This is a genomic window from Pseudomonas sp. 05L36 (assembly GCF_056398125.1).
Genome location: NZ_JBFTOU010000043.1, coordinates 1 through 25,177, shown reverse-complemented (window position 1 = coordinate 25,177; position 25,177 = coordinate 1). Strand labels below are relative to the sequence as shown.

Annotated in this window: 23 protein-coding genes; 7 read left to right on the top strand and 16 right to left on the bottom strand. The window is 60.7% G+C overall.

Translation table 11 applies throughout. The annotated features are described in order from the left end of the window. Window positions 1-58: 58 nt before the first annotated feature. Window positions 59-952 carry a PA4780 family RIO1-like protein kinase gene (locus tag AC1DKH_RS28515; protein ID WP_223460179.1) on the top strand — a complete coding sequence of 298 codons (894 nt, stop codon included), beginning with the start codon at window positions 59-61 and terminating at the stop codon, window positions 950-952. Window positions 953-1,134: 182 nt separating this feature from the next. Here AC1DKH_RS28515 and cueR read toward each other — a convergent pair whose 3' ends face one another. From cueR to AC1DKH_RS28500, 3 genes are all read right to left on the bottom strand, one after another. Further along, window positions 1,135-1,548, bottom strand: a complete 414-nt coding sequence (gene cueR, locus AC1DKH_RS28510) for a Cu(I)-responsive transcriptional regulator (protein ID WP_477775297.1) — start codon at window positions 1,546-1,548, stop codon at window positions 1,135-1,137. Next, the gene (locus AC1DKH_RS28505; RefSeq protein ID WP_477800013.1) at window positions 1,545-3,938 is read right to left on the bottom strand and encodes a heavy metal translocating P-type ATPase; all 2,394 of its coding nucleotides are present in this window, start codon (window positions 3,936-3,938) and stop codon (window positions 1,545-1,547) included. The genes cueR and AC1DKH_RS28505 overlap by 4 nt, the downstream gene beginning before the upstream one ends. A gap of 215 nt (window positions 3,939-4,153) precedes the next feature. Further along, window positions 4,154-4,537 (bottom strand): hypothetical protein, encoded by a 384-nt coding sequence (locus AC1DKH_RS28500; RefSeq protein WP_477756150.1) that lies wholly within the window; start codon window positions 4,535-4,537, stop codon window positions 4,154-4,156. Window positions 4,538-4,684: 147 nt separating this feature from the next. Here AC1DKH_RS28500 and AC1DKH_RS28495 point away from each other — a divergent pair, with 147 nt between their 5' ends. Further along, complete coding sequence (locus tag AC1DKH_RS28495) at window positions 4,685-4,882, top strand: heavy-metal-associated domain-containing protein (RefSeq protein WP_477800012.1); 198 nt, start codon at window positions 4,685-4,687, stop codon at window positions 4,880-4,882. A gap of 91 nt (window positions 4,883-4,973) precedes the next feature. After that, a complete protein-coding gene (locus AC1DKH_RS28490; RefSeq protein WP_477800011.1) occupies window positions 4,974-6,170 on the top strand; it encodes a multidrug effflux MFS transporter in 1,197 nt (398 codons plus the stop codon). An 8-nt stretch (window positions 6,171-6,178) separates the two neighbouring features. Here AC1DKH_RS28490 and AC1DKH_RS28485 read toward each other — a convergent pair whose 3' ends face one another. Both AC1DKH_RS28485 and AC1DKH_RS28480 read right to left on the bottom strand, forming a co-directional pair. Next, complete coding sequence (locus tag AC1DKH_RS28485; RefSeq protein WP_007996470.1) at window positions 6,179-6,352, bottom strand: hypothetical protein; 174 nt, start codon at window positions 6,350-6,352, stop codon at window positions 6,179-6,181. Window positions 6,353-6,603: 251 nt separating this feature from the next. Then, window positions 6,604-7,617, bottom strand: coding sequence for a zinc-binding alcohol dehydrogenase family protein (locus AC1DKH_RS28480; RefSeq protein WP_477760721.1), 1,014 nt, complete (start codon window positions 7,615-7,617; stop codon window positions 6,604-6,606). Window positions 7,618-7,742: 125 nt separating this feature from the next. Between AC1DKH_RS28480 and AC1DKH_RS28475 the strand changes: the two genes are divergently transcribed. Then, window positions 7,743-8,672, top strand: coding sequence for a LysR family transcriptional regulator (locus AC1DKH_RS28475; protein WP_477800010.1), 930 nt, complete (start codon window positions 7,743-7,745; stop codon window positions 8,670-8,672). Window positions 8,673-8,988: 316 nt separating this feature from the next. After that, window positions 8,989-9,723 carry an ArsR/SmtB family transcription factor gene (locus AC1DKH_RS28470; RefSeq protein ID WP_477756682.1) on the top strand — a complete coding sequence of 245 codons (735 nt, stop codon included), beginning with the start codon at window positions 8,989-8,991 and terminating at the stop codon, window positions 9,721-9,723. A gap of 124 nt (window positions 9,724-9,847) precedes the next feature. On the opposite strand, the gene AC1DKH_RS28465 is transcribed toward AC1DKH_RS28470, so the two are convergent. The 11 genes from AC1DKH_RS28465 to AC1DKH_RS28415 form a co-directional block, all read right to left on the bottom strand. Continuing rightward, entirely contained in the window at window positions 9,848-10,801 is a 954-nt protein-coding gene (locus tag AC1DKH_RS28465; protein ID WP_150727777.1) for an adenosine deaminase, read from the bottom strand. Window positions 10,802-10,967: 166 nt separating this feature from the next. Next, window positions 10,968-12,050 carry a BMP family ABC transporter substrate-binding protein gene (locus AC1DKH_RS28460; RefSeq protein ID WP_477760720.1) on the bottom strand — a complete coding sequence of 361 codons (1,083 nt, stop codon included), beginning with the start codon at window positions 12,048-12,050 and terminating at the stop codon, window positions 10,968-10,970. 267 nt (window positions 12,051-12,317) lie between these two features. Next, a complete protein-coding gene (locus AC1DKH_RS28455; RefSeq protein ID WP_477763593.1) occupies window positions 12,318-13,676 on the bottom strand; it encodes an 8-oxoguanine deaminase in 1,359 nt (452 codons plus the stop codon). A 247-nt stretch (window positions 13,677-13,923) separates the two neighbouring features. After that, window positions 13,924-14,613 (bottom strand): SDR family oxidoreductase, encoded by a 690-nt coding sequence (locus AC1DKH_RS28450; RefSeq protein WP_477800009.1) that lies wholly within the window; start codon window positions 14,611-14,613, stop codon window positions 13,924-13,926. A 19-nt stretch (window positions 14,614-14,632) separates the two neighbouring features. Further along, entirely contained in the window at window positions 14,633-14,989 is a 357-nt protein-coding gene (locus AC1DKH_RS28445) for a MerR family transcriptional regulator (RefSeq protein ID WP_477800018.1), read from the bottom strand. A 339-nt stretch (window positions 14,990-15,328) separates the two neighbouring features. Continuing rightward, window positions 15,329-16,255: an ABC transporter permease gene (locus AC1DKH_RS28440; protein WP_477800008.1), complete on the bottom strand. Its 927-nt coding sequence runs from the start codon at window positions 16,253-16,255 to the stop codon at window positions 15,329-15,331. Continuing rightward, a complete protein-coding gene (locus AC1DKH_RS28435) occupies window positions 16,255-17,361 on the bottom strand; it encodes an ABC transporter permease (RefSeq protein WP_477800007.1) in 1,107 nt (368 codons plus the stop codon). The genes AC1DKH_RS28440 and AC1DKH_RS28435 overlap by 1 nt, the downstream gene beginning before the upstream one ends. An 11-nt stretch (window positions 17,362-17,372) precedes the next feature. Then, complete coding sequence (locus AC1DKH_RS28430; RefSeq protein ID WP_477800006.1) at window positions 17,373-18,938, bottom strand: ABC transporter ATP-binding protein; 1,566 nt, start codon at window positions 18,936-18,938, stop codon at window positions 17,373-17,375. A 547-nt stretch (window positions 18,939-19,485) separates the two neighbouring features. Beyond that, the gene (locus AC1DKH_RS28425; RefSeq protein WP_477763588.1) at window positions 19,486-20,067 is read right to left on the bottom strand and encodes an IMPACT family protein; all 582 of its coding nucleotides are present in this window, start codon (window positions 20,065-20,067) and stop codon (window positions 19,486-19,488) included. 18 nt (window positions 20,068-20,085) lie between these two features. Beyond that, window positions 20,086-20,736 (bottom strand): TetR/AcrR family transcriptional regulator, encoded by a 651-nt coding sequence (locus AC1DKH_RS28420; RefSeq protein ID WP_477755395.1) that lies wholly within the window; start codon window positions 20,734-20,736, stop codon window positions 20,086-20,088. Window positions 20,737-20,825: 89 nt separating this feature from the next. Beyond that, on the bottom strand, window positions 20,826-21,746 hold the full coding sequence (locus tag AC1DKH_RS28415) for a LysR family transcriptional regulator (RefSeq protein ID WP_007971880.1): 921 nt from the start codon (window positions 21,744-21,746) through the stop codon (window positions 20,826-20,828). A 138-nt stretch (window positions 21,747-21,884) separates the two neighbouring features. On the opposite strand from AC1DKH_RS28415, the gene aptA reads away from it, so the two are divergent. Both aptA and AC1DKH_RS28405 read left to right on the top strand, forming a co-directional pair. Continuing rightward, window positions 21,885-23,234, top strand: coding sequence for an omega-aminotransferase AptA (gene aptA, locus AC1DKH_RS28410; protein WP_477800005.1), 1,350 nt, complete (start codon window positions 21,885-21,887; stop codon window positions 23,232-23,234). A 191-nt stretch (window positions 23,235-23,425) separates the two neighbouring features. Beyond that, window positions 23,426-24,919, top strand: a complete 1,494-nt coding sequence (locus AC1DKH_RS28405; protein WP_046816441.1) for a CoA-acylating methylmalonate-semialdehyde dehydrogenase — start codon at window positions 23,426-23,428, stop codon at window positions 24,917-24,919. The last annotated feature ends 258 nt before the right edge of the window (window positions 24,920-25,177 follow it).

Sequence of the window (25,177 nt, the reverse complement as noted above, 5' to 3'; positions counted from 1 at the left end):
TGCCGTATAACGAATGACTTTCGCGTGTTTGGTAATAAAGGACCCACAATAAAAGCTGATGAAGACTCCAAAACGCATTGAACCCCTGATCGAGGACGGTCTGGTCGACGAGGTGCTGCGCCCACTCATGAGTGGTAAAGAAGCAGCTGTTTATGTGGTGCGCTGCGGTAACCAGTTACGTTGCGCGAAGGTCTACAAGGAGGCGAATAAACGCAGTTTCCGTCAGGCGGCCGAATACCAGGAAGGCCGCAAGGTGCGCAACAGCCGTCAGGCCCGTGCGATGGCCAAGGGCTCGAAGTTTGGCCGCAAGGAAACCGAAGACGCTTGGCAGAACGCCGAAGTGGCGGCGCTGTTCCGCCTGGCCAATGCCGGTGTGCGGGTGCCCAAGCCGTACGACTTCCTCGAAGGCGTACTGCTGATGGAGCTGGTGGCCGACGAATACGGCGATGCCGCGCCGCGTCTGAACGATGTGGTGCTGGAGCCGGACCAGGCCCGCGAGTATCACGCGTTTCTGATTTCCCAGATCGTGCTGATGCTGTGTACCGGCCTGGTGCATGGCGACCTGTCCGAATTCAACGTGCTGCTGACGCCGACCGGCCCGGTGATCATCGACCTGCCGCAAGCAGTGGACGCGGCGGGCAACAACCACGCGTTCAGCATGCTGGAGCGCGATGTGGGCAACATGGCGTCCTACTTCGGGCGGTTTGCGCCGGAGTTGAAGAAGACCAAGTACGCCAAGGAAATGTGGGCCTTGTACGAAGCTGGCACCTTGCACCCGGCCAGTGTCCTGACCGGCGAGTTCGCCGACACGGAAGAGCTGGCCGACGTGGGCGGAATCATGCGCGAGATCGAGGCCGCGCGCCTGGATGAAGAGCGCAAGCAAGCCGTACGCGCGGCGGACGATGCGCCGCCGGGCAAGACCGAAGAGCCGCCTCCACCGTGGATGCAGTGATCGGATAAAGAAAAACCCGGCTTCGGCCGGGTTTTTTGTGGGTTACAGATTCAATGTGACAGACACAATACCTGTGGGAGCGAGCTTGCTCGCGATGACGTCGGCACATCCAGCATTGATGTGTCAGGTACACCGCTATCGCGAGCAAGCTCGCTCCCACAGGTTTTTGCGGTGTCCTGCTATCACGATGGGGCCGTAGTGGCACAACACCCCGACTCAAGATTCTTAAGAATCGGGCAATCCGGCCGATGATCGCCCTGACAGTGCTCAACCAGGTCCTGCAAGGTGTCGCGCAACTGACCCAGCTCGCGGATCTTCTGGTTCAACTCATCGATGTGCTGGCGGGCCAACGCTTTCACATCGGCGCTGGCGCGCTGGCGGTCTTGCCAGAGGGTCAGCAACTTGCCGACTTCTTCCAGAGAAAACCCCAGGTCCCGCGAGCGCTTGATGAACGCCAGCGTGTGCAGGTCGTCATCGCCGTACACCCGATAACCGCTGTCGGTGCGATGGGCCGCCTTGAGCAGGCCGATGGATTCGTAATAACGGATCATCTTTGCGCTCAGGCCGCTGTGGCGGGCCGCTTGGCCGATGTTCATCGGTTGTCCTCCAGGTCCTTGGGTTTCCAGGTTTTCAACAGTAGCGCATTGCTCACCACGCTGACGCTCGACAACGCCATGGCCGCACCGGCCAGCACCGGATTGAGGAAGCCGAATGCCGCCAATGGAATGCCGATCAGGTTATAGACGAACGCCCAGAACAGGTTCTGGCGAATCTTGGCGTAGGTCTTGCGGCTGATCTCCAGTGCTGCCGGCACCAGCCGTGGATCGCCGCGCATCAGGGTGATGCCGGCCGCGTGCATGGCGACGTCGGTGCCGCCACCCATGGCGATGCCGATGTCGGCGGTGGCGAGTGCCGGGGCGTCGTTGATACCGTCGCCGACCATCGCCACCACACCGCTTTTCTTCAGCGCCGCGACTGTGGCGGCTTTGTCCGCCGGCAGTACTTCGGCGTGCACGTCGGTGATGCCCAGCACCTCGGCGACTACTTTGGCACTGCCACGGTTGTCGCCGGTTAGCAGGTGACTGCTGATGTGCCGTGCATTCAGTTGCTGCACCGCTTGCAGCGCACCGGGCTTGAGGGTGTCACCGAAGGCGAACAGGCCCAGCACAGTCGGCGCGGGGCTTTGCTCGATCAGCCAGGACAGCGTCCGGCCTTCGGTTTCCCACGCGATGGCAGAGTCGGCCAAGGGACCGGCGCTCAAACCGCTTTCTTCCAGCAGACGCCGATTGCCCAGCGCCAAACGACGACCATCGAGGCTGCCGGCGATGCCGCGCCCGGTCAGGGACTGGCTGTCGCTGACATCGGCCACGGTCAAGCCGCGATCGTTGCACGCATCCAGCACCGCCCTGGCCAGCGGATGCTCACTGCCGCGCTGCAAGGCACCGGCCCATTGCAGCAAGGTGGCTTCGTCACCGTCGATAGCGCTCAAGTGGGCGATGCGCGGGGTGCCCGAGGTCAGGGTGCCGGTCTTGTCGAACACCACCGAACTGACTTCATGGGCACGCTCCAGCGCCTCGACATCCTTGATCAGAATCCCGTAACGCGCCGCGACGCCAGTGCCGGCCATGATCGCCGTCGGCGTGGCCAGGCCCAATGCGCAAGGGCAGGCGATCACCAACACCGCAACGGCATTGATCAGTGCGGTTTCCAGTGGCGCACCGTACAGCCACCAGCCGATCAGAGTCGCCAAGGCCAGCAGCAGGACCACCGGGACGAAAATCTGACTGACTTTATCCACCAGTTTCTGGATCGGCGCTTTTGCGGCCTGGGCGTCTTCCACCAGACGGATGATCCGCGCCAGCACGGTTTCCGCACCGAGGGCCTGGGTACGCACCAGCAACCGGCCTTCACCGTTGATCGCGCCACCGGTGACTTTGTCGCCGGGCTGCTTGGGCACCGGCAGGCTCTCGCCACTGATCAGCGCTTCGTCGGCGTGGCTCTGGCCTTCAATCACTTCGCCGTCTACCGGGAAGCGTTCACCGGGTTTGACCATCACCAGATCATTGAGGCGCAGGGCGCTGATGGCGACGTCTTGCTCGTGGCCATCGAGCGCCCGAATCGCCCGTTCCGGGCGCAAGGCTTCGAGGGCGCGGATGGCGCTGGCGGTCTGGCGCTTGGCGAGGCTTTCCAGGTACTTGCCCAGCAATACCAAGGCGATCACCACCGCCGAGGCTTCGAAATACAGATGCGGCATGTGTCCGGCGGCGGTGGCCCATTCGTACACGCTCAAGCCATAACCGGCGCTGGTGCCCAGGGCGACCAGCAGGTCCATGTTGCCAGCCCCTGCGCGCACGGCTTTCCACGCGGCGACGTAAAACCGTGCGCCGAAGATGAATTGCACGGGCGTGGCCAGGGCGAATTGCGCCCAGGCCGGGAGCATCCAGTGCACGCCGAATGGCTGTAGCAACATTGGCAATACCAGCGGCAAGGCGAGGGCGATGGCGATGATCAAGGCCTGGCGTTCGCGATGCAGGCGCTGTTGCTGATTGTCGCTTGGCGGGTGTTCGGCTTCCCATACGCTGGCGGCGTAACCGGCCTTGGTCACGGCCGCGATCAAGGTTTGCGGATCGATCTGGCCGAGCAGTTCAAGGTGGGCACGTTCGTTGGCCAGGTTAACGCTGACGCTTTTTACTCCCGCAACCTTGCCCAGCGCGCGCTCGACCCGGCCGACGCAAGACGCGCAGGTCATGCCGTCGATGCTCAGTTCCAGGTTGTGCTGCGGCACGCTGTAGCCGGCCTTGGCTACGGCATCCATCAAGGCAGGCAAGCTGTCGCTGGGTGCCTGCACCCGCGCCTGTTCAGTGGCGAGGTTGACGCTGACGGTACTGGCGCCAATGACTTTACTCAAGGCGCGCTCGACACGCCCGGCGCAACTGGCGCAGGTCATGCCGGCAATCGGCAGGTCGAACGTGGTGGATTCGGACATCGGTCGCACTCCCTGTAGTAGATGACCACAGGATCAACCTTGCCATGCTGGCAAGGTCAAGTGCCAATCTGATTTGGGAGTCCCCCGGGATCTGTGCCTGGCCGCGATCCCTTGTGGGAGCGAGCTTGCTCGCGATGGCGGTGTGTCAGACGATGTGGATGTTGGATGTGCCGGCCCAATCGCGAGCAAGCTCGCTCCCACAGGGGGGATGGGTGTCAGTAGCCGAGACCGGCGCGCTTGAGGTACATCCCTTCCTGCGTCATCGCGATCCGGTACTTGAGCACATCCCCGGCCTTGAGCTGGATATCCTGTGAACCCGGCGCGAGCATGCCCGGAGTGCAACCCGGCACCTGGCCCGGCAGCAGTTTGAGGCGCAGCGAGACGATGCCCGGCGGCAGGTTGAACGAGGTGCTCTGTTCCTGAAACAGCCGCGCCGCCAATTGATCCTGGATGTACACACCGATTTCGCAACTGGTCGCGACTTCCAGGCGCTCGCGGGAAATGATCAGCACGCCATAATCCTGACCGGCAGCATTGGCCGAAGGCACGGCGGCGAAAAGGCTGAGAAAACCAAACAGGCTGAAAACTGACCAGCGCATGGCTGAATCTCCTGAGTTCGAGTCATTGATGGACGCAGCTTGGCCGAGCGTCGCGCCGATTGCCAGCCCGGCAGCTAGCTTCAGAACTTGACCTTGCCATGGTGGCAGGCTCAAAACTGGGTTCAACCTCGGAAAAGGAGTCATCCCATGCAAGTGTTCAACGTTGAAGGTATGTCTTGTGGTCACTGCGTCAAGGCCATCACTCAGGCGGTCCAGGCCAAAGACCCGGCGGCCAGTGTGCGGGTTGATCTGGCGGCCAGGGAGGTCGGTATCGAAAGTGCGCTGACCGCCGAGCAAGTGATCGCGGCGATAAGCGAAGAGGGCTACGGCGTCAAACTGGCCTGAATTTGATAGTTAGCGAGCTACTGGAATGTTCAAGGCGTCCATGCGCAGCTAGACTGTCGGGCTGCCGACTCCTGCCCCCACTGGATGCCTGATGAACTTTCGTACCATTCTGATTCTCGGCGCCTTGAGCGCTTTCGGTCCGCTGGCAATCGACTTCTATCTGCCAGCCTTCCCGGCCATGGCCCTGGCTTTCGGGACCGACGAAAATCACGTTCAGATGACGTTGGCGGCGTACTTCCTCGGCTTGTCCATCGGTCAGTTGGCCTATGGTCCGGTGGCGGATCGTTTCGGGCGGCGCATTCCGTTGCTCACCGGTGTCGGCCTGTTCACCGTTGCCTCCGTGGCGTGCGCCTATGCGCCGAATCTGGAATGGCTGATCGGCGCGCGTTTCGTCCAGGCGTTGGGCGGCTGCGCGGGGATGGTGATTTCCCGGGCGGTGGTCAGCGACAAGTGTGATGCGGTGGGTTCGGCGAAAGTCTTTTCGCAGTTGATGCTGGTGATGGGGCTGGCGCCGATCCTCGCGCCGTTGCTGGGTGGGTTGCTGGTCAACACGACAGGCTGGCAGTCGATCTTCCTGGCCTTGACCGCTTTCAGTGCGCTGGCGGGGCTCGCGGTTGCGACGGGATTGCCGGAAAGCTTGCCGGCCCACATACCGCGCCAGCCGCTGTCGGGTGCGCTGCGCCAGTACGGGCGGTTGCTGGCCGACCCGGTGTTCCTCGGCCATGCCTTGACCGGCGGTATCGCCATCGCCGGGATGTTTGCCTACATCGCCGGTTCACCCTTCATCATCATCAAGCTCTACGGCGTTCCAGCCGAGCATTTCGGCTGGCTGTTCGGCACCAATGCGGCGGGTTTCATTCTGGTGGCGCAGGTCAATGCGCGGTTACTGGCCAAACGTGGCCCGATGTTCTTGCTGGCGCGCGCGGTGTGGGTTTATCTGGCGGCCGGCTTGACCCTGCTCGCTGTCAGCTCCCTGCACCCGGCACACCTGTGGCCGCTACTGATTCCATTGTTCATCTGTATCGCCAGCCTCGGTTGCATCAGTCCCAACGCCGCGGCCTGCGCGATGAGCGGGCAGGGCGGACGGGCCGGCAGCGCGTCGGCGCTGCTCGGCTGCCTGCAATTCAGCGTGGCTGCCGGTGCCTCTGCGCTGGTGGGCGTGCTGCACGACGGTAGCGCCGTGCCGATGGCCATGGTCATCAGCCTGTGTGGAATTCTGGTGGTGAGCGCGGCGATGCTCACCCGGCGCTTGCAAAATGCCCGGGCGCTGGCGCAAGCCCAGGTTTGAGGCCGGAGTCAGCCGGCTGCACGCTGCGGGTGGAGGACGGGAATGGGGTGAGGGGCCTGGATGCGGGCTTCAAGAGTACGGGTGAAAGCGCGAGCTTCTGCTTCGCTGCGGAACGTCACAGCATGTTGGTCTAAGCGAACTTGCCACTGGGACTTTGCCAGTTCTTTTATCAGGATCTTCATAGCTGAACTCCTCTCGTAAAGGATGTCTCGTAAAAGATGTCTCGTAAAAGGCTGCCTCGCAGGAGATTCGATTGTAGTCCTGAATACGAGCACCATTGTGACAAGGGTCAACTGTCGGACTGACGGTTTGTAACTAAAAAAAACACGGCTTTTTGATGGCGCCCACAGGGGGCGTCTGCGACCGGGACGTCCCGGTCGCAGACGAAAAAACGCAGAAGGCGATGAAATCAGCGATGGTTTTTTTCAGCGCCTCAGAACCCTTCCAGCACAATCTTGCCCTTGGCTTTGCCACTCTCCAGCAGGGCATGGGCACGGCGCAAATTGGCTGCATTGATCGTGCCGAAGTGTCCGCCCACCGTGGTTTTCAGGGTCCCGGCATCGATCAGCCAGGCGACGCGATTGAGCAGGTTGTGCTGCTCGATCATGTCCGCGGTTTCAAACAGCGAACGGGTGTACATGAACTCCCAGTGCAGTGACAGGCTCTTGCGCTTGAGCTTGGTCACGTCCAGCGACTTGGGGTCATCGATCAGCGCCAGCTTGCCTTGGGGCGCCAATGCCTCGACCAGTTGGTCCAGGTGCTGATCGGTCTGGGTCAGGCTGGCGACATGGGTGACCTGATCCACACCGGCATGCTTGAGTGCTTCGCTCAGTGGCTGGCTATGGTCGATCACCAGATCGGCGCCCAGCTCTTTCACCCAGCTTTGGGTCTGCGCACGCGAAGCGCTGCCGATGACTTTCAGGGCCGTCAGTTGATGAGCGAGCTGCGTAAGCATCGAGCCCACGCCACCCGCCGCGCCGACGATCAACAGGCTCTGGCCTTCGTCGGTTTTGCCTTCGCGCACTTGCAGGCGCTCGAACAACAGTTCCCACGCCGTGATCGCGGTGAGTGGCAGGGCCGCGGCCTCGGCGAAACCAAGGGTCTTTGGCATGTGGCCGACGATGCGCTCGTCCACCACATGCAACTCGCTGTTGCCGCCCGCACGCGCGATGGAGCCGGCGTAATACACCTTGTCGCCGGCCTGGAACAGCGTGACCTCACTGCCCACCGCCTTGACCACACCGGCCACATCCCAACCCAACACCTTGGCCGCGCCACCTTCGGGCTGGACGTTCTGGCGCACCTTGGTGTCCACCGGGTTGACCGAGATGGCTTTGACTTCTACCAGCAAGTCGCGGGGACCGGCAACCGGGTCCGGCAATTCGATGTCTTGCAGAGCTTTGTCGTCACTGATCGGCAAAGAGGCGTAGTAGGCAATGGCTTTCATGGGCGGCTCCTGAACACTAATAGAGAAGAGATTCGATGGGGCAGATGATTGGCTATTTCTCTCGAAGATAAAACCGGCTAAAAGAGCAGTCTCTTTCAATATTTTTTTGATAATCGGTGCTCTTGATGCTGCGTTTCGATGACTTGCAGTTGTTTGTCCGGGCGGCGGACCTGGGCAGTCTGTCCGCCGCCGCGCGGGGCATGGACATGTCGGCAGCCGTGGCCAGTGCGGCGCTCAAGCGCATCGAACAGCAACTCGGTGCCCGTTTATTGGCCCGTTCGACCCGCAGCCTGCGCTTGACCGCCGAAGGCGAGGGCTTTCTCGAATATGCCCGCGCGGCCCTGAGCAATCTAGACGAGGGCCGGCGATTGCTGGCCAGTGGTCAGGATCAGGTCAGCGGGGTTCTGCAACTGTCGGCGCCATCGGACTTTGGCCGCAACCTGCTGCTGCCCTGGCTCGATGAGTTTCAACGCGAACATCCGAAACTGACCGTGCGCCTGCTGCTGGGGGACCGCATCGCCGATCTGTTTCGCCAACCGGTAGACATTGCCCTGCGCTACGGTGAACCGGAGGACTCCAGCCTGGTAGCGCTGCCCATCGCCCCGCAGAACCGCCGGGTGTTGTGCGCCGCTCCCGGCTATCTGGCTCGGCATGGCGAGCCGCGGCATCTGGAGCAACTGGCACAGCACAATTGCCTGTTGTACATGCTCGGCAGCCGGGTCCACGACCACTGGAGTTTTCACGACGGCAAACGTGAAGTCAGCCTGACCGTCAGCGGTGATCGCTTCAGTGACGATGCCGATGTCGTGCGCCTTTGGGCCGTGGCAGGTGCCGGGATCGCGTACAAGTCCTGGCTGGATGTCGCCGCCGACGTACTGGCCGGTCGCTTGAAGGTGCTGATGCCGGAGCTGCTCTGTGAGCGCGCACCGCTGAATCTGTTGTGCGCCCATCGCGCGCAATTGAGTAAGCCGGTGAATCTCTTGCGTGAAATGCTTGTCAGCCGAAGTGAACTTTTGAGCAGTCAATTTCCAGGTTTTTCGGATATCGATCATTAGTCGCACGAAAAAAGAGAAATTTCTCTCAGGAACGATCACCACCTATGCCGGGCGGAGGACAGGATCCCGCGACCAACCCGCATATACTAGCGCCCTCATCATGTAGGTAGCGTCGATCCCCCAATGGCGGGTCCACGTTCGAGTCGGTCCGGCTGCACGGTCATCCTTCTGGCCTTCGCAGCGTCGGCCAGGCAGCGCAAATGAGTGAGCAAGGCGTCGCCGGGTTTATGACAGTCTCCACGGATTGGCCGACGACACATTACTGGTCAAGATGTTTCTGGGCAGTAAACGAAACGATTCAACAGGGAGTGAATACATGGAACATGCACCTTGCATCAGCCAGATCGCCACATTGCTGGCTGACCCAAAGCGCAGCGCAATGATGTGGGCCTTGATGGATGGTTCGGCGCGAGCAACCGAAGAGTTGGCATTGCTGGCTGGCCTGTCACCGTCTTCGGCCAGTGCACACCTGGGACGTTTGTCCGCTGGAGGTCTGCTCAAGGTTGAAAGCCGCGGCCGCAAACGCTTCTTCCGTCTGGCCGCGCCCGAGGTCGGGGCGGCAATCGAAGCACTGGCCAGCGCGACCTTCGCCAGCGCACCCCAGGGTATTCCGGACGTATTCAAGCGCAATGCGCCTCTCGTCAAACCCCGGGCGGTGCGTTCGTCATTGCTGAGTGCCCGACTGTGCGACGATCACTTGGGGGGCACCCTGTCCGCCGATCTGTATCAGCGACTGCTGGAGGCAGGCTGGATCGAACAGTTTGATCAGCGGGTCACGGTCACGCTCAAGGGCGCGACGGGGTTGGCGGCACGGGGAGTGTTCATCCAGGCGCTGGCCCATCACAACGGCAGGGTTGCCTGCGCATGCCCTGACTGGAGCGAAAGACGCCCGCACATGGGCGGCTCGCTGGGCGCGGCATTGTTGCAGCTGTTCATGCAGTCGGGGTGGTTGAGCCTGCCCAACGATTCCCGAGCCTTGCAGGTGACGGCCTCCGGGCAGCGCGAGATCCATCGCTTTGCCCAGGAAACCGAACTGGAAATGGCGCTTTAAAACCTTACCCCAATCTGTAGGAGCTGGTTTGCCAGCGAAGACGGCGCCACATTCAGCATCATGGTTGAGTGGGGGGGCGCCTTCGCTGGCAAGCCAGCTCCTACAGTTGGATTTGCGGTGCTGCCTAGGGTTTCACCAGCCGCGCATCGAGGCTGTTCTGCGCCAGGCGTTTGGCCTGATCCTGAGTCATGCCCAAGTGGGTGTGCAGCGCATGGAAGTTCTCGGTGACATAGCCACCGAAGTACGCCGGGTCATCGGAGTTCACGGTCACTTTTACGCCGCGCTCCAGCATGTCGAGAATGTTGTGCTGTGACATGTGATCGAACACGCAAAGCTTGGTGTTCGACAACGGGCATACGGTCAGCGGGATCTGCTCGTCGATGATTCGCTGCATCAGGCGTTCGTCTTCGATGGCGCGCACGCCATGGTCGATACGCTGGATTTTCAGCAGGTCGATGGCTTCCCAGATGTACTCGGGCGGGCCTTCTTCGCCGGCGTGGGCTACGGTCAGGAAGCCTTCGTGACGGGCGCGGTCGAACACGCGCTGGAACTTGCTCGGCGGGTGGCCCATCTCGGAGCTGTCCAGGCCCACGGCGACGAACGCATCGCGGAACGGCAGCGCCTGGTCGAGGGTTTTCTGCGCTTGGTCTTCGCTCAGATGGCGCAGGAAACTCAGGATCAAACCACTGGTGATACCCAGTTGCTGCTCGCCATCCTTGAGCGCGGCGGCGATACCGTTGAGCACCACTTCGAACGGGATGCCACGGTCGGTATGGGTCTGCGGGTCGAAGAACGGTTCGGTGTGAATCACGTTCTGCTCTTTACAGCGCAGCAGGTACGCCCAGGTCAGGTCATAGAAATCCTGGGACGTGCGCAGCACATCGGCTCCCCGGTAATACAGGTCGAGGAACTCCTGCAGGTTGTTGAAGGCATACGCCTTGCGCAAGGTTTCGACGTCGTTCCATGGCAGGGCAATCTTGTTGCGCTCGGCCAGGGCGAACAACAGTTCGGGTTCCAGCGAGCCTTCCAGGTGCAGGTGCAATTCTGCCTTGGGCAGGGCGTTCAGCCAGTCGTACATAATTCTTTTCTCATCAGGTGCAATGGTCGCCATTCTACAGAGGGTTGCCGCAACAATTGGTAAAACCTGACCAGGCGGTTCATCACATCGCTTCCAGTTCCCGTCGATAAGCGTAAGTATCGGCGAAGCGCGAGAGCAGGAACTCGGCGCAGGTGGTGGCCGGGAATTACTTCGGCATCTCGGCCTTCATGCCTTCCACGTAGTAATTCATCGACGCCAGTTCCGCCGTGGTAGCGCTTACGCCCGCCGGGATTTTTTCGACCCCGGCCTGATCCTTGATTGGCCCGGTGAACAGTTGCAGCGCACCGCTCTTGATGTCGGCGATGAGCTGCTCGGCTTCGCTCTTCACCGTCGCCGGCACCAGATCGCTGATCGGCAGCTCAACGGTGCCTTCTTTCAAACCGCCCCAGTAGTCCAGGGATTTCCAGTCATGGTCGATCACGCTTTGGGTCGCCTGAATGTAGTGCGGGCCCCAGTCATTGACGATGGAGGTCAGCACCGCTTTCGGTCCGAAGTGCGCCATGTCCGAAGCGTAGCCCACCGCATACACACCGCGACGTTCGGCGGCCTGGATCGGGGCGGGGCTGTCGGTGTGCTGGAACACCACATCCACACCCTGATCGATCAACGCGTTGGCGGCATCCGCTTCCTTGCCCGGATCGAACCATGAGTTGACCCACACCACCTTGATCTCGGTGCCAGGGTTGTACTTGTTCAGGGCCAGCTGGATGGCGTTGATGTCGCGGATCACTTCCGGGATCGGGAACGAGGCGACGTAGCCGACTTTTTTGGTCTTGGTCATCTTCGCCGCAAGGAAGCCGCCGACGTAGCGGCCCTCATAAGTGCGCGCCAGGTAAGTGCCGAGGTTCTTGTCCTGCTTGTAGCCGGTGGCGTGTTCGAAGGTCACCTTGGGAAACTGTTTGGCAACTTTCACCGTCGGGTTCATGTAGCCGAAGGAGGTAGTGAAGATCAGGTCGTATTTGTCCTTGGCCATGTTGCGGATCACCCGCTCGGCGTCGGCGCCTTCGGCGACGTTTTCCACGTAGTTGGTGGTGATCTGCGCACCGAATTTTTCTGCCAGTTCCTTGCGCCCCTGTTCATGCTGATACGTCCAGCCGTGGTCACCGATCGGACCGATATAGACGAAGCCGACTTTCAGCGGTTCGTTGGCACTGACGGTCAGACCGGCGCTCAGACCGATGGCCGCCGCAACGGCGCAAAGCAGCTTCTTCAACGGACGGTTGTGCATGAATTGGAACTCCATTTTGTTGTGAGGTTGGCTGGGCTCTCGGGCTTGCACAGAGCAATGCAAATTGCTGACCAACAAGACAACAAAACATGAATCCGCGGTGATGACATCGCGAGCTGGCTCGCAATGGGTCTTTGAAGTCCGATAAAAGTGCATGCCCTTGCACTGCTGCCACCCACTGGTGCGCCAATCCAGATGGCCTTGACCCTCCACAAAACCAATGTGGGAGCTAGCAGGCTCGCTCCCACAGTTTTAATCGGTGTTGTATCAGGTCCCGGCGATCAACTGCCGCGCCGCCTGGCTGTGTTCAGCAATCAACCCCTTCAGATCCAGCCCCTCGACCTGCCCATCGATCACCCGCCACTTGCCGCCGACCATCACTCGATCCGCGCGATCGGCACCACACAGCAGCAACGCCGAGACCGGATCATGGCTGCCGGAGAAGCGCAGCTCATCGAGCTTGAACATCGCCAGGTCCGCCTGCTTGCCCACCGCCAATTCGCCGATATCGGTACGGCCCAGCAGGCTCGCCGAACCCTTGGTCGCCCAACCCAATACGCGCTCCGGGGTGATTTTCTCGGCGCCGTAGCGCAAGCGTTGGATGTACAGGGCCTGACGCGCTTCGAGCATCATGTTCGAGGCATCGTTGGACGCCGAACCGTCCACGCCCAAACCAAGCAAGGCACCAGCATCGGTCAGATCGATGCTCGGGCAAATGCCCGAGGCCAGGCGCATGTTTGAGCTTGGGCAATGGCAGATGCCTGTCCCGGCAGCGCCGAGACGGGCGATTTCATCCGGGTTGAAATGGATGCCATGGGCCAGCCAGGTACGCGGGCCGAGCCAGCCTACGCTGTCCAGATAATCCACGGTGCGCAGGCCGAAGCGTTGCAGGCAGAAATCTTCTTCGTCGAGGGTTTCTGCCAGGTGGGTGTGCAGGCGCACGTCGAGTTTGTTCGCCAGTTCGGCACTGGCCGACATGATTTCCGGTGTCACCGAAAACGGCGAGCACGGTGCCAGGGCGATCTGGATTTGCGCGCCGTCACCACGTTCGTGGTACTCGGCGATCAGCCGCTGGCTATCGGCGAGGATCACTTCGCCTTCCTGCACGGTTTGTTGCGGCGGCAGGCCACCATCCTTTTCACCGAGGCTCATGGAACCGCGGGTCAGCATGGCACGCATGCCCAGCTCGCGAACGCTTTCGACTTGTACGTCGATCGCGTTTTCCAGACCTTCCGGGAACAGGTAGTGATGGTCGGCGGCAGTGGTGCAACCGGACAGCAGCAATTCAGCCAACGCGACCTTGGTGGCGAGGGCGAGTTTTTCCGGCGTCAGGCGTGCCCAGACCGGGTACAGGGTTTTCAGCCAGGGGAACAGCGGCTGATTGACCACCGGCGCCCAGGCGCGGGTCAGGGTTTGATAGAAGTGGTGATGGGTGTTGATCAGGCCCGGCAGGATCACATGCTCGCGGGCATCGAACACTTCGTTGCATGGTGCGGACGGTTGTTGACCGGCGCCGAGCACTTCGACGATCAAACCGTCTTGCAGCACCAGACCGCCACGGGCATCGAGACCGTTGGCCGTGAAAATGGCGAGGGGATTTTTTAACCAGGTACGGGTCGCAGGCATGTTGGCCGGCTCCTCTGAAAGTTGGGTTCAGGGTTGCCAGCTCAGTGTTGCCCTGTCTGCTGATCCAGGTTCGCCGGGGAGGCGAGGTGCGCAGTGTCGATCAAAACGCTCTGGCGGGCAAGCCCGACCCGACCAGACGAAGAGTAACCCCTGTAGGAGCGAGCTTGCTCGCGATGGAGTATCAGCTACATAGCTGTCGGCTGACACACCATCGCGAGCAAGCTCGCTCCTACAGTAAGGATGGCGTTTACCAGGGAATGGTTTCACCCCGGTAGTTGATGAAATGATGCCCGCCCTGGCCGACATACGCATTCACCTGATCCACCAGACCACGGGTGCTGGTTTCCACGTCGATGTCCGCGCCGTCACCCCCCATGTCGGTTTTCACCCAGCCCGGGTGCAGCGACAGCACGGTGAGTCTGGTTTCGCCCAACTGAGTGACGAAGCTGTTGGTCATGGAGTTCAGCGCCGCCTTGCTGGCCTTGTACAACGCCAGCTCCGGCGCGTCGGGCATGGTCACGCTGCCCAGCACTGAGCTCATGAATGCCAGCACGCCGGTGTCCGGGCGGATCTGTCCGATAAAGCGCTGGGCCAGGTTGAGCGGCGCCACGGCGTTGGTGAAAAACAGCTGACCGACGTCGGCCATTGTCGCGCCACCGTTCGGCGTCTGCACCTCCGGTCCCTTGACCCCGGCATTGACGAACAACAGGTCAAACACATCACCCTTGAGTTGTTGGCTCAGGGCGGACACCGCTTGCTGATCGTCCATGTCGAGCTTTTCGATCCGCACCTTGCCCAGGGCCTGCAAGGCTTCGGCTTTTTGCGGATCGCGCACGGTGGCGGTGACTTGCCAGCCATCGGCCAACAGGGTTTTAACCAGCCCGAGGCCAAGCCCCCGGGAGGCGCCGATGATGAGTGCGGTTTTTGCCTTGGACATGAGTGGCTTCCTTGAAAGTTCAGGATCGTGGATTCAATGGACACTGTTGCCCGAGCCGTTGTTGCAACTCGCCGCGCAGCGCGCCGAGTTCGGCCATGCGGGCTTCGATCAGTTTGAGTTTGTCTTGCAGCAGTTGCGTGACGGCGCTGTCCGGATCGGGCGACTGCCAGATTGCAGCGACGCTGTTGCCGATCTCGCCGAGGGTAAAGCCCAGCCGTTGTGCGGTCTTGATGTACTGCACCAGTTGCACCATGTCTGGCGGATAGTCGCGATACCCGTTGGCGCTGCGTTGCGCCGCGATCAATCCGCGCTGCTCGTAAAAGCGTAGCGTGTCGCGGCTGACGGAGCTGGCCTGGGCTAATTCACCGATGCGCATCATGACGTCTCGAGGGGGCTTGACCCTGGAGCATACTCCAGGCTTTAGCCTTGTTGCTCCCTGAATTGATGGAGCAATGTCGATGTGGACTACAACGCAATATCGCCGGTTGGTGCTAGGTAGTGCCTGGTATGACTTGATCGTGATGCTCGCGTTTGTCACGCCGTGGAGTTTTGCAGCGCTGCATGGGTTTTTGATGGGCGTGGCTCAGGTGTTGCCTGTGCGGACGCCATCGCGAGCAAGCTCGCTCCCACAGGGTCTGCGCCAGGCACATTAATTGCGCAAGACGCGGTTATGTGGGAGCGAGCTTGCTCGCGATGAGGCCAGACCAGTCAATCACTAATGCCCAGCCTGCCACGGCTGCCCCAACGACACCGGCGCATACAACCGTGTCCGCAGCGCATCCTGGGACAACAGCACCAACACCACAATGGTCGCGACATACGGCAGCATCGCCAGCAGACTGGACGCAATTGCCAGCCCCAACCCCTGCGCCACCAGGTGCAGGATGCTGGCGAGCCCGAACAGGTACGCGCCGAGCAGCAGGCGCCACACCCGCCAACTGGCGAACACCACCAGCGCCAGGGCAATCCAGCCGCGCCCGGCGCTCATGTTCTCCGCCCACATCGGCGTGTACGCCAGGGACAGATAAGCCCCGGCCAACCCTGCCATTGCGCCGCCGAACAACACCGCCAACGTGCGTACAACCAAAACCGGCAAGCCCATGGCGCTGGCGGCGTCGGGATTTTCGCCGACCGCTTGAATGATCAGCCCGATGCGGCTTTTCAGAATCACCCAGGCCACCAATGCAAACAACGCGAACGACAGATACACCAGCAGATCCTGGGCAAACAGCATCCGTCCGATCAGCGGGAGCTCACTCAAATACGGAATCGCCATCGGCTCGAAACCCGTCAGCGGTTTGCCGACCCACGCCGCACCGACAAAGGTCGACAGGCCCACACCGAAAATCGTCAGGGCTAACCCGGTGGCCACCTGATTGGCGTTGAACACCAGAGCCACCAAGGCAAAGAGAGACGACAACAGTATCCCGGCAAGCATCGCCAGCAACACGCCGAGCCACAGGTTTGCGGTGTTGAACGCGACGATGAAACCGATCACCGCGCCAAACAGCATCATGCCTTCCTGGCCCAGGTTGAGGACGCCGCTTTTCTCGCAGATCAGTTCCCCCAGCGCTACCAGCAGCAACGGCGTACCGCAGCGGACCATGGCGTAGAAAATATTGCTCAGCAGATCGATATCCATCACAGCGCTCCTGCTTGTGCGGCGGTGGCTTGGGCGCGACGGGTCCAGCGCAGGTTCAAGCGCGGTCGGTAGAGAATCAGCACATCACTGGCCAGCAGGAAAAACAGCATCATGCCCTGGAACAATTGGGTAATCGCTTGCGGCAGGTTCAGGCTCATTTGTGCGCTTTCGCCGCCGATGTACAGCAGCGCCATCAACAGGCTGGAAAACAGGATGCCGACAGGATTCAGGCGGCCGAGAAACGCCACGGTGATCGCCGCATAGCCGTAGCCCGGCGAGACCTGCGGCACCAGCTGGCCGATGGGGCCGGTGACTTCGCACACACCCGCCAGCCCAGCCAGGCCACCGCTGATCAACAGCGCGAGCCAGATCAGGCGCTTCTCGCCAAAGCCGACAAAACCGGCGGCACGTTTGTCCAGCCCGAGCACTTTGATCTGAAAACCGACAAAGCTTTTTTGCAACAACACCCAGACCGCCACCAACGCGAGCAGGGCGAGATACACCCCGGCATGCACCCGGCCATTCTCCATCAACAGCGGCATGCGGCTGGCGTCACCGAACATCGCTGACTCGGGGAAGTTGAACCCGGCGGGATCCTTCAAAGGGCCGTGAACGCAGAACAGCAACAGGTTCAGTGCGATGTAGTTGAGCATGATGCTGGTCAGGATCTCATTGGCGTTGAAGCGCGTGCGCAACCACGCCGTCAGGCCGGCCCACGCGGCACCCGCCAGGGTGCCTGTGAGCAGGATCAGCACCAGCGCCCAGCGGCTTTGCATATCGATGATGTTCACCGCCAGCGCACTGCCGGCCAACGCGCCGAGCAGCAGTTGACCTTCGGCACCGATGTTCCAGATACGCGCCTGATACGCGACGGCCAGGCCCAGGGCGCAGAGCAGAATCGGCAGGGCTTTGACCAACAGTTCAGAGACGCCGTACAGGTCGCTGACCGGTGCGATAAGCAGCGTGTGCAAGGTCAGTAGCGGGTCGTGCCCGAGCGCGATAAAAAACAGTGATCCACAGCCCAGGGTCAGGACAGCCGCCAGCAACGGCGAGCACCACAGCATCAGGCGCGATTGCTGGCCACGGGGTTCAAGAGAAAGCAGCATGTGACACTCCGTTAGCGCGTGGCGGATGCGAGTGATTGAGGGGCACCGAACTGGCCGGCCATCCAGCCGCCGACATCGCTCAGGCGCGTATCCACTGTGGCGTGGAGCGCCGACAGCCGACCGCCGCACAAGGCGCCGAGGCGGTCGCTGATCTGGAGCAGTTCGTCGAGGTCTTCGGAAATCACCAGGATCGCCGCGCCGGCATCGCGCAAGGCAATCAAGGCGCGATGAATGGTGGCGGCGGCGCCGACATCCACACCCCAGGTTGGATGCGCGGCCACCAGCAGTTTCGGTTGCTGAAGGATTTCCCGGCCGAGGATGAATTTCTGCAAATTGCCTCCGGACAGGCTGCGGGCCGACACCTGGCTATCGGGTGTCTTGACGCCGAAACGGTGGATGATTTCCTCGGCCAGTGCTTCGACTTTGCCGTGCTGAATCAGGCCGTTACTCACCAATCCCTGCTGGAAAGCGGTCAGCAGCGTATTGTCCGCCAGGCTCAGCTCCGGCACCGCACCATGACCCAAGCGTTCGGCGGGGACGAACGCCAGGCCGAGTTGGCGGCGAGCATCGGGACGCAAATGGGCGACTGGCTCCTGGCCAAATCGGATCGTCGCGCTGGCGTTGCGGGGCAGCAGTGCTTCGCCACTGAGCAAGGCCAGCAACTCATCCTGGCCATTGCCGGCGACACCGGCGATGCCGACAATTTCACCGCCGCGCACTTCAAGGTCGATGTTGGCAAGCGAGCAGCCGAACGGGTCCGGGTTGTGCCAGGACAAGCCACGGACATCAAGGAACGCATCACCTCCAGTAACCTTCGGATAGTCTGCGATCAACTCCGCTGCTTCACCGACCATCAAGCGCGCCAGTTGCTGATCCGAGCACTCGGCCGGCACGCAATGCCCGGCCACCCGACCGCCTCGTAAAACTGTTGCGCTGTGGCACAACGCGCGGACTTCCCCGAGCTTGTGGCTGATGAACAAAATGCTGCAGCCGTCGGCAGCGAGCCGGCGCAGGGTGACGAACAAGTCGTCGGTCTCTTGCGGCGTCAGCACCGAAGTCGGCTCATCGAGAATCAACAGGCGGATGTCCTGCATCAGGCAACGAATGATTTCCACCCTTTGCCGTTCACCGATCGACAGGCTGTGGACAAGTCGCTCCGGTTCCAGCGCCATGCCGTAGCGGCGGGACACTTCGCGAATCTTCGGCTCAAGCTGTTTGGGTGTGCCTGCCGCCGCGCCCATGGCCAGGGCAATGTTCTGCGCCACGCTCAGGGTTTCGAACAGCGAAAAATGCTGGAACACCATGCCGATTCCCAGACCGCGCGCCTGGGCCGGGTTGCGCAGGCTCACCTGCTGACCTTGCCAGATCACCTCGCCCGAATCGGCGTGGGTGACGCCGTAGATGATCTTCATCAGCGTGCTTTTGCCCGCGCCGTTTTCGCCGAGCAGGGCATGGATCTCGCCAGGGGCAATGGACAGGTCGATGGCGTCGTTGGCCAGGCAACCGGGGTAGCGTTTTGTGATTTTGCGCAGTTGCAGGCGCGGAATCGGATCAGGAATTGGAGCGGGATTGGGCATGACAGGCTCGGTGCTGTTGGACTTGTGCCTGTGGATAAAGCAATTTTCTGGCCACTTGGTCAGGAAAACTTCGAAGTCCTGTGAGCCGAGGCGTTGAGTACGCAGCTTTCAAATGTGCCACGCAGAGCCCGGCACCACATGGGGGCAATGGTGCAAATCAAGCCCTGATTTTGCTCGCGCGCTTTTGCTCAAAAAATGAGCAACTGACCACAAGCCATACCGTGCAGGGCGCCGAGACGGCCATGAACGGGTTATCCACAGATTGCTCCACAGTATTTGTGCGCAAGCTCAAAGCACGGGCATAAGCACTGAGTGGCTTTCTTCTAAAGGCGATAAACCGTCGTAACTGTTTGTTTTTATTTGTATTTGATTTGCTTGATGGCGGATTGGACGAAAATTGAACAAAGTTCGCAAAGCCGTATGACACAAGGGTTACAGCCGTATGTGCTCAGGTTATCCACAGCCGGGTGCACAGCAGATGTGGGCAAATATGGAATAAGTGGAAAAGCGGCGTGCCCCAAAAAATTGCAGCCTGTGCGGAAGCCTTTTAGCGCTGTAACAAAATGCGTCCGCGACTCAAATCGGCCAGTTGTGACTGCAAGGTGTCGATCTGCGCATCGCCCACAGCCAATTGCAACTCGACACCATTGGCGGTGAAGGTTTCATCCACAACCAATCCACCTGCCTCCGCCACCCGCAGCTTGACCAGGGCCAACTCGGCAAATCCGCAAGCGCAACGCAGCGGCACCCGGCTGATCAGCTCAATCTTTGGCGCCGCTTGCAGGCATTTATTTGCACCACCGCCATAGGCCCGGGCGAGCCCACCGGTGCCCAGTTGGATGCCGCCATACCAGCGAATCACCAGTACCGCGACCTGATCGCAATCCTGCGCTTCGATCGCCGCTAGCATCGGCCGGCCGGCCGTACCGCCGGGCTCGCCATCATCAGTGCTGCGATACTGATCGCCGAGTTTCCACGCCCAGCAGTTGTGCGAGGCATTCAAGTCACTGTGCTGTTCAATGAACGCCTGGGCCTCGGCCGGGCTGGAGACTGGCGCGGCGAAGGTAATGAAGCGGCTCTTGCGAATCTCTTCGCGGTATTCGTAAAAACCGCTGAGGGTAAAAGGCATACGTACCTGAATGGCTACTTAAATGGCAGGTTGCAGGCCGCAGCCCTTGAGAATGATGCGGATCAGGTTGTCCCCGGCGTCTTCCATGTCCTGTTTAGTCAACCTGGTGCGCCCGGTTACGCGGCAGATCTGCGTGGCGAAATCGGCGTAATGCTGGGTGCTGCCCCACAACAGGAAGATCAGGTGCACCGGATCGACCAGGTCCATTTTACCGGCGTCGATCCACGCCTGGAACACGCCCGCACGGCCCTGAAACCAGGCGCGATAATCCTGGTTGAAGTACTCGGTCAGGCATTCACCGCCACTGATGACTTCCATGGCGAAAATCCGCGAGGCTTGTGGCTGGCGTCGGGAGAACTCCATTTTCGCGCGGATGTAACGAGTCAATGCTTCGCTCGGATCGTCTTCGGCGGTGAGGGTGTTGAAGGTGCTGTCCCACAACTCGATGATGTTGCTTAGCACCGCCACGTACAAACCGAGTTTGTTGGTGAAGTAGTAATGCAGGTTTGCCTTGGGCAACCCGGCATTCTGGGCGATGGTGTTCATGCTCGTGCCTTTGTACCCGTGACGGGCGAACTCGTCTTCGGCGGCTTTGATGATGGTCTCTTCGTTTTTCTGACGAATGCGGCTGACGGGTTTGCCGCCGTGGGCTGGGACTTCAAAGGTCATAAGCATTTCCGAACTGATGGGTGGGACGGCCAGTGCGTTGATAGCGTACCCACCGGATTCAGACAAGTCCTTATGTGGCGCAAGGATCATTAACGCGTCGCGGCCAGGCTCTCGAGAAAACTCTCCAGCACCAGATGCGGGCGACGCCCCTTGCGTGTAACCGACGCCAGGCTGAGGTCATAGAAGCGCGTTTTCGCTTTCAACGCGCGCAACCGACCTTGCTGCACCCAAAGACTCGCGTAGTGATCCGGCAGGTAACCGATGTAGCGCCCGGTCAGGATCAGGAACGCCATGCCTTCGCGGTCCGAGGCACTGGCGGTGCAATTGAGCGCCTGGTAGTGAGCCTGGATCTCCGCTGGCAAACGGAAGGTGGGTGCGATGGCGTCCTGACTGTTCAGGCGTTCGTCGTCCAGTTGCTTGTCATCGACATAAAACAGCGGATGGCCGACCGCGCAGTACAACAGCGATCGCTCGCTATACAGCGGTTGATACTCGAGCCCCGAGAGCGCACTGGCCTGCGGCACCACGCCGACGTGCAGGCGACCGTCAAGCACGCCTTGTTCGACCTCATTGGGCGCGATCATGCGGATCTGGATCTGCACGTCCGGGCCGCGCTCTTTCAATTGCGCGAGGGCATGGGTGATGCGCATGTGGGGCAGGGTGACCAGGTTGTCCGTCAAGCCAATGATCAACTCGCCGCGCAAGTGCTGGTGCAGGCCATTGACCTCGGTGCGGAAGCTTTCCAGCGCACTTAACAGTTGCAGCGCCGATTGATAGACCTCGCGGCCTTCTTCGGTCAGGGAAAACCCGGCACGTCCCCGTTGGCACAGGCGTAAACCTAGGCGTTGCTCCAGATCGCTCATCTGCTGGCTGATCGCTGAGCGACCGATGCCCAGCACGGTTTCCGCCGCAGAGAAGCCGCCGCATTCCACCACGCTGCGGAAAATCCTCAGCAGGCGGATATCAAAGTCGCTGACCTGGGCCAGCGGATCGGGACGGCGAGTGCTCATGCGGGTTACTCAAAGTTTAGTGGTTGGCTGACTGAACATTAGAAAAGTTGGATTTCACCGACTTTATCCCCGTGGCAATTTAGCTGCAACAACGGTTTTCAATCCTTACGCCGCTTATTGCCTTGCGAGGTTACGCCCATGAACCAGCCTGAAAACGCCCCGACTTCCCTGGCCAGCCAGCTCAAGCTCGATGCTCACTGGATGCCTTACACCGCCAACCGTAACTTCCAGCGCGACCCGCGCCTGATCGTTGGCGCCGAAGGCAGCTGGCTGATCGACGACAAGGGCCGCAAGGTATATGACTCGCTGTCCGGTCTGTGGACCTGTGGCGCCGGGCACACCCGCAAGGAAATCCAGGAAGCGGTCTCCAAGCAATTGGGCACCCTCGACTACTCGCCAGGTTTCCAGTACGGCCATCCGTTGTCCTTCCAGCTGGCTGAGAAAATCACCGACCTGACCCCGGGCAACCTGAACCACGTGTTCTTCACCGACTCGGGCTCCGAGTGTGCTGACACCGCTGTGAAGATGGTCCGTGCTTACTGGCGCCTGAAGGGCCAGTCGACCAAGACCAAAATGATCGGCCGTGCCCGTGGTTACCACGGTGTGAACATCGCCGGCACCAGCCTCGGCGGCGTGAACGGCAACCGCAAGCTGTTCGGTCAGGCGATGATGGACGTCGACCACCTGCCGCACACTTTGCTGGCAAGCAACGCTTATTCCCGTGGCATGCCGGAGCAGGGTGGTATCGCCCTGGCTGACGAACTGTTGAAGCTGATCGAACTGCACGATGCGTCGAACATCGCGGCGGTCTTCGTCGAGCCATTGGCCGGTTCCGCTGGCGTGCTGGTTCCACCACAGGGTTACCTCAAGCGTCTGCGTGAAATCTGCGACCAGCACAACATCCTGCTGGTGTTCGACGAAGTGATCACCGGTTTCGGCCGTACCGGCACCATGTTCGGCGCCACCACCTTCGGCGTGACCCCGGACCTGATGTGCATCGCCAAGCAAGTCACCAACGGTGCGATCCCGATGGGCGCGGTGATTGCCAGCTCCGAGATCTACCAGACCTTCATGAATCAGCCGACGCCTGAATACGCGGTTGAATTCCCCCATGGCTACACCTATTCCGCGCATCCGGTGGCTTGCGCCGCGGGCCTGGCAGCACTCGACCTGCTGCAAAAGGAAAACCTGGTGCAGAGCGTGGCCGAAATCGCGCCGCATTTCGAAAATGCGCTGCACGGCCTCAAAGGCACCAAGAACATCATCGACATCCGCAACTTCGGCCTGGCTGGCGCGATCCAGATCGCCCCTCGTGACGGCGATGCGATCGTGCGTCCGTTCGAAGCCGGCATGGCGCTGTGGAAAGCCGGGTTCTACGTGCGCTTCGGCGGCGACACCCTGCAGTTCGGCCCAACCTTCAACAGCAAGCCGCAGGACCTGGATCGCCTGTTCGACGCGGTCGGCGAAGTGCTGAGCAAGATCGACTGATTTGACAAAACACCTGTAGGAGCGAGCTTGCTCCGGGCGGCGTTCCGACGATGGACGTTAACGATGATGCGGGCTGCCTGGATGAACGCGGCGCCCTCACTATCTTCGCGAGCAAGCTCGCTCCTACAAAAGCTATCTATATAGCAGGCACCCGTTGAAGGGTACCTGTGGACAACTTTTCAGGAGCTTCCATGAGCGTTATTCCGCATTTGATCAATGGCGAACTGGTGACCGAGAACGGTCGCGCGGTCGATGTGTTCAACCCGTCTACCGGCCAGGCTATTCACAAGTTGCCGCTGGCGACCCGCGAAACCATCCAGAGCGCCATCGACGCCGCCAAGGCTGCATTCCCGGCCTGGCGCAACACGCCACCGGCCAAGCGGGCCCAAGTGATGTTCCGCTTCAAGCAACTGCTGGAACAGAACGAAGCGCGCATCTCGCAATTGATCAGCGAAGAACACGGCAAGACCCTGGAAGACGCCGCTGGTGAACTTAAGCGCGGTATCGAGAACGTCGAGTTCGCTTGCGCGGCGCCGGAAATCCTCAAGGGCGAATACAGCCGCAACGTCGGCCCGAACATCGATGCATGGTCGGACTTCCAGCCACTGGGCGTGGTGGCCGGTATCACACCGTTCAACTTCCCGGCCATGGTGCCGCTGTGGATGTACCCGCTGGCCATCGTCTGCGGCAACTGCTTCATCCTCAAACCGTCCGAGCGTGATCCGAGCTCGACGCTGCTGATTGCCCAGTTGCTGCTGGAAGCTGGTTTGCCCAAAGGCGTACTGAGCGTGGTGCACGGTGACAAGACTGCAGTGGACGCATTGATCGAAGCGCCGGAAGTCAAGGCACTGAGCTTCGTCGGTTCGACCCCGATTGCCGAATACATCTATAGCGAAGGCACCAAGCGCGGTAAACGCGTTCAGGCCCTGGGTGGTGCGAAGAACCATGCGGTGCTGATGCCGGATGCGGATCTGGACAACGCTGTCAGCGCACTGATGGGCGCGGCTTACGGCTCTTGCGGTGAGCGCTGCATGGCGATCTCCGTGGCCGTGTGTGTCGGCGACCAGGTTGCCGATGCTCTGGTGGCCAAACTGGTTCCGCAAATCCAGGCGCTGAAGATCGGTGCCGGTACTTCCTGCGGTCTGGACATGGGCCCTCTGGTTACTGGTCAAGCGCGGGACAAGGTCAGCGGTTACGTGGAAGACGGCGTAGCAGCTGGCGCGACACTGGTAGTGGACGGTCGTGGCCTGACCGTGGCCGGTCATGAGGAAGGCTTCTTCCTGGGTGGCTGCCTGTTCGACAACGTCACGCCAGAAATGCGCATCTATAAGGAAGAGATCTTCGGGCCGGTATTGTGCGTCGTCCGGGTCAACAGCCTGGAAGAGGCGATGCAACTGATCAACGATCACGAGTATGGCAACGGCACCTGCATCTTCACCCGTGACGGGGAAGCGGCGCGCCTGTTCTGCGACGAGATCGAAGTCGGCATGGTCGGCGTCAACGTACCGCTGCCGGTGCCGGTGGCTTACCACAGTTTTGGTGGCTGGAAACGTTCGCTGTTCGGCGACCTGCATGCCTATGGCCCGGATGGTGTACGTTTCTACACCCGCCGCAAGGCCATCACCCAGCGCTGGCCGCAGCGTGCGAGCCATGAGGCTTCGCAGTTCGCTTTCCCTAGCTTGTAAGTAGAAGGCTAAAGAAGGCCGACCCAACGGGTCGGCCTTTTGTTTTTTGGGCTTTTTTAGCTATATGACAGTTTTGTGAAAATAGCTGTTGACGGCAGATTCTGGAAGCCTATAATTCGCCCCACTTCCGGCGCAGTCGAAACGGAAAACTCCTTGGTAAACAATGAGTTATGCAGTTTTCGGCAGCAGGTTGCTTCAGGTCATCGAAGCCAAAAGGGAGTTGAAAAAGAGGTGTTGACAGCAGCGTGTAACGCTGTA

Coding starts and splice junctions, on each gene's coding strand:
- AC1DKH_RS28515 (WP_223460179.1), top strand. CDS start 59: ATGAAGACTCCAAAACGCATTGAACCCCTGATCGAGGACGGTCTGGTC.
- cueR (WP_477775297.1), bottom strand. CDS start 1,548: ATGAACATCGGCCAAGCGGCCCGCCACAGCGGCCTGAGCGCAAAGATG.
- AC1DKH_RS28505 (WP_477800013.1), bottom strand. CDS start 3,938: ATGTCCGAATCCACCACGTTCGACCTGCCGATTGCCGGCATGACCTGC.
- AC1DKH_RS28500 (WP_477756150.1), bottom strand. CDS start 4,537: ATGCGCTGGTCAGTTTTCAGCCTGTTTGGTTTTCTCAGCCTTTTCGCC.
- AC1DKH_RS28495 (WP_477800012.1), top strand. CDS start 4,685: ATGCAAGTGTTCAACGTTGAAGGTATGTCTTGTGGTCACTGCGTCAAG.
- AC1DKH_RS28490 (WP_477800011.1), top strand. CDS start 4,974: ATGAACTTTCGTACCATTCTGATTCTCGGCGCCTTGAGCGCTTTCGGT.
- AC1DKH_RS28485 (WP_007996470.1), bottom strand. CDS start 6,352: ATGAAGATCCTGATAAAAGAACTGGCAAAGTCCCAGTGGCAAGTTCGC.
- AC1DKH_RS28480 (WP_477760721.1), bottom strand. CDS start 7,617: ATGAAAGCCATTGCCTACTACGCCTCTTTGCCGATCAGTGACGACAAA.
- AC1DKH_RS28475 (WP_477800010.1), top strand. CDS start 7,743: ATGCTGCGTTTCGATGACTTGCAGTTGTTTGTCCGGGCGGCGGACCTG.
- AC1DKH_RS28470 (WP_477756682.1), top strand. CDS start 8,989: ATGGAACATGCACCTTGCATCAGCCAGATCGCCACATTGCTGGCTGAC.
- AC1DKH_RS28465 (WP_150727777.1), bottom strand. CDS start 10,801: ATGTACGACTGGCTGAACGCCCTGCCCAAGGCAGAATTGCACCTGCAC.
- AC1DKH_RS28460 (WP_477760720.1), bottom strand. CDS start 12,050: ATGCACAACCGTCCGTTGAAGAAGCTGCTTTGCGCCGTTGCGGCGGCC.
- AC1DKH_RS28455 (WP_477763593.1), bottom strand. CDS start 13,676: ATGCCTGCGACCCGTACCTGGTTAAAAAATCCCCTCGCCATTTTCACG.
- AC1DKH_RS28450 (WP_477800009.1), bottom strand. CDS start 14,613: ATGTCCAAGGCAAAAACCGCACTCATCATCGGCGCCTCCCGGGGGCTT.
- AC1DKH_RS28445 (WP_477800018.1), bottom strand. CDS start 14,989: ATGCGCATCGGTGAATTAGCCCAGGCCAGCTCCGTCAGCCGCGACACG.
- AC1DKH_RS28440 (WP_477800008.1), bottom strand. CDS start 16,255: ATGGATATCGATCTGCTGAGCAATATTTTCTACGCCATGGTCCGCTGC.
- AC1DKH_RS28435 (WP_477800007.1), bottom strand. CDS start 17,361: ATGCTGCTTTCTCTTGAACCCCGTGGCCAGCAATCGCGCCTGATGCTG.
- AC1DKH_RS28430 (WP_477800006.1), bottom strand. CDS start 18,938: ATGCCCAATCCCGCTCCAATTCCTGATCCGATTCCGCGCCTGCAACTG.
- AC1DKH_RS28425 (WP_477763588.1), bottom strand. CDS start 20,067: ATGCCTTTTACCCTCAGCGGTTTTTACGAATACCGCGAAGAGATTCGC.
- AC1DKH_RS28420 (WP_477755395.1), bottom strand. CDS start 20,736: ATGACCTTTGAAGTCCCAGCCCACGGCGGCAAACCCGTCAGCCGCATT.
- AC1DKH_RS28415 (WP_007971880.1), bottom strand. CDS start 21,746: ATGAGCACTCGCCGTCCCGATCCGCTGGCCCAGGTCAGCGACTTTGAT.
- aptA (WP_477800005.1), top strand. CDS start 21,885: ATGAACCAGCCTGAAAACGCCCCGACTTCCCTGGCCAGCCAGCTCAAG.
- AC1DKH_RS28405 (WP_046816441.1), top strand. CDS start 23,426: ATGAGCGTTATTCCGCATTTGATCAATGGCGAACTGGTGACCGAGAAC.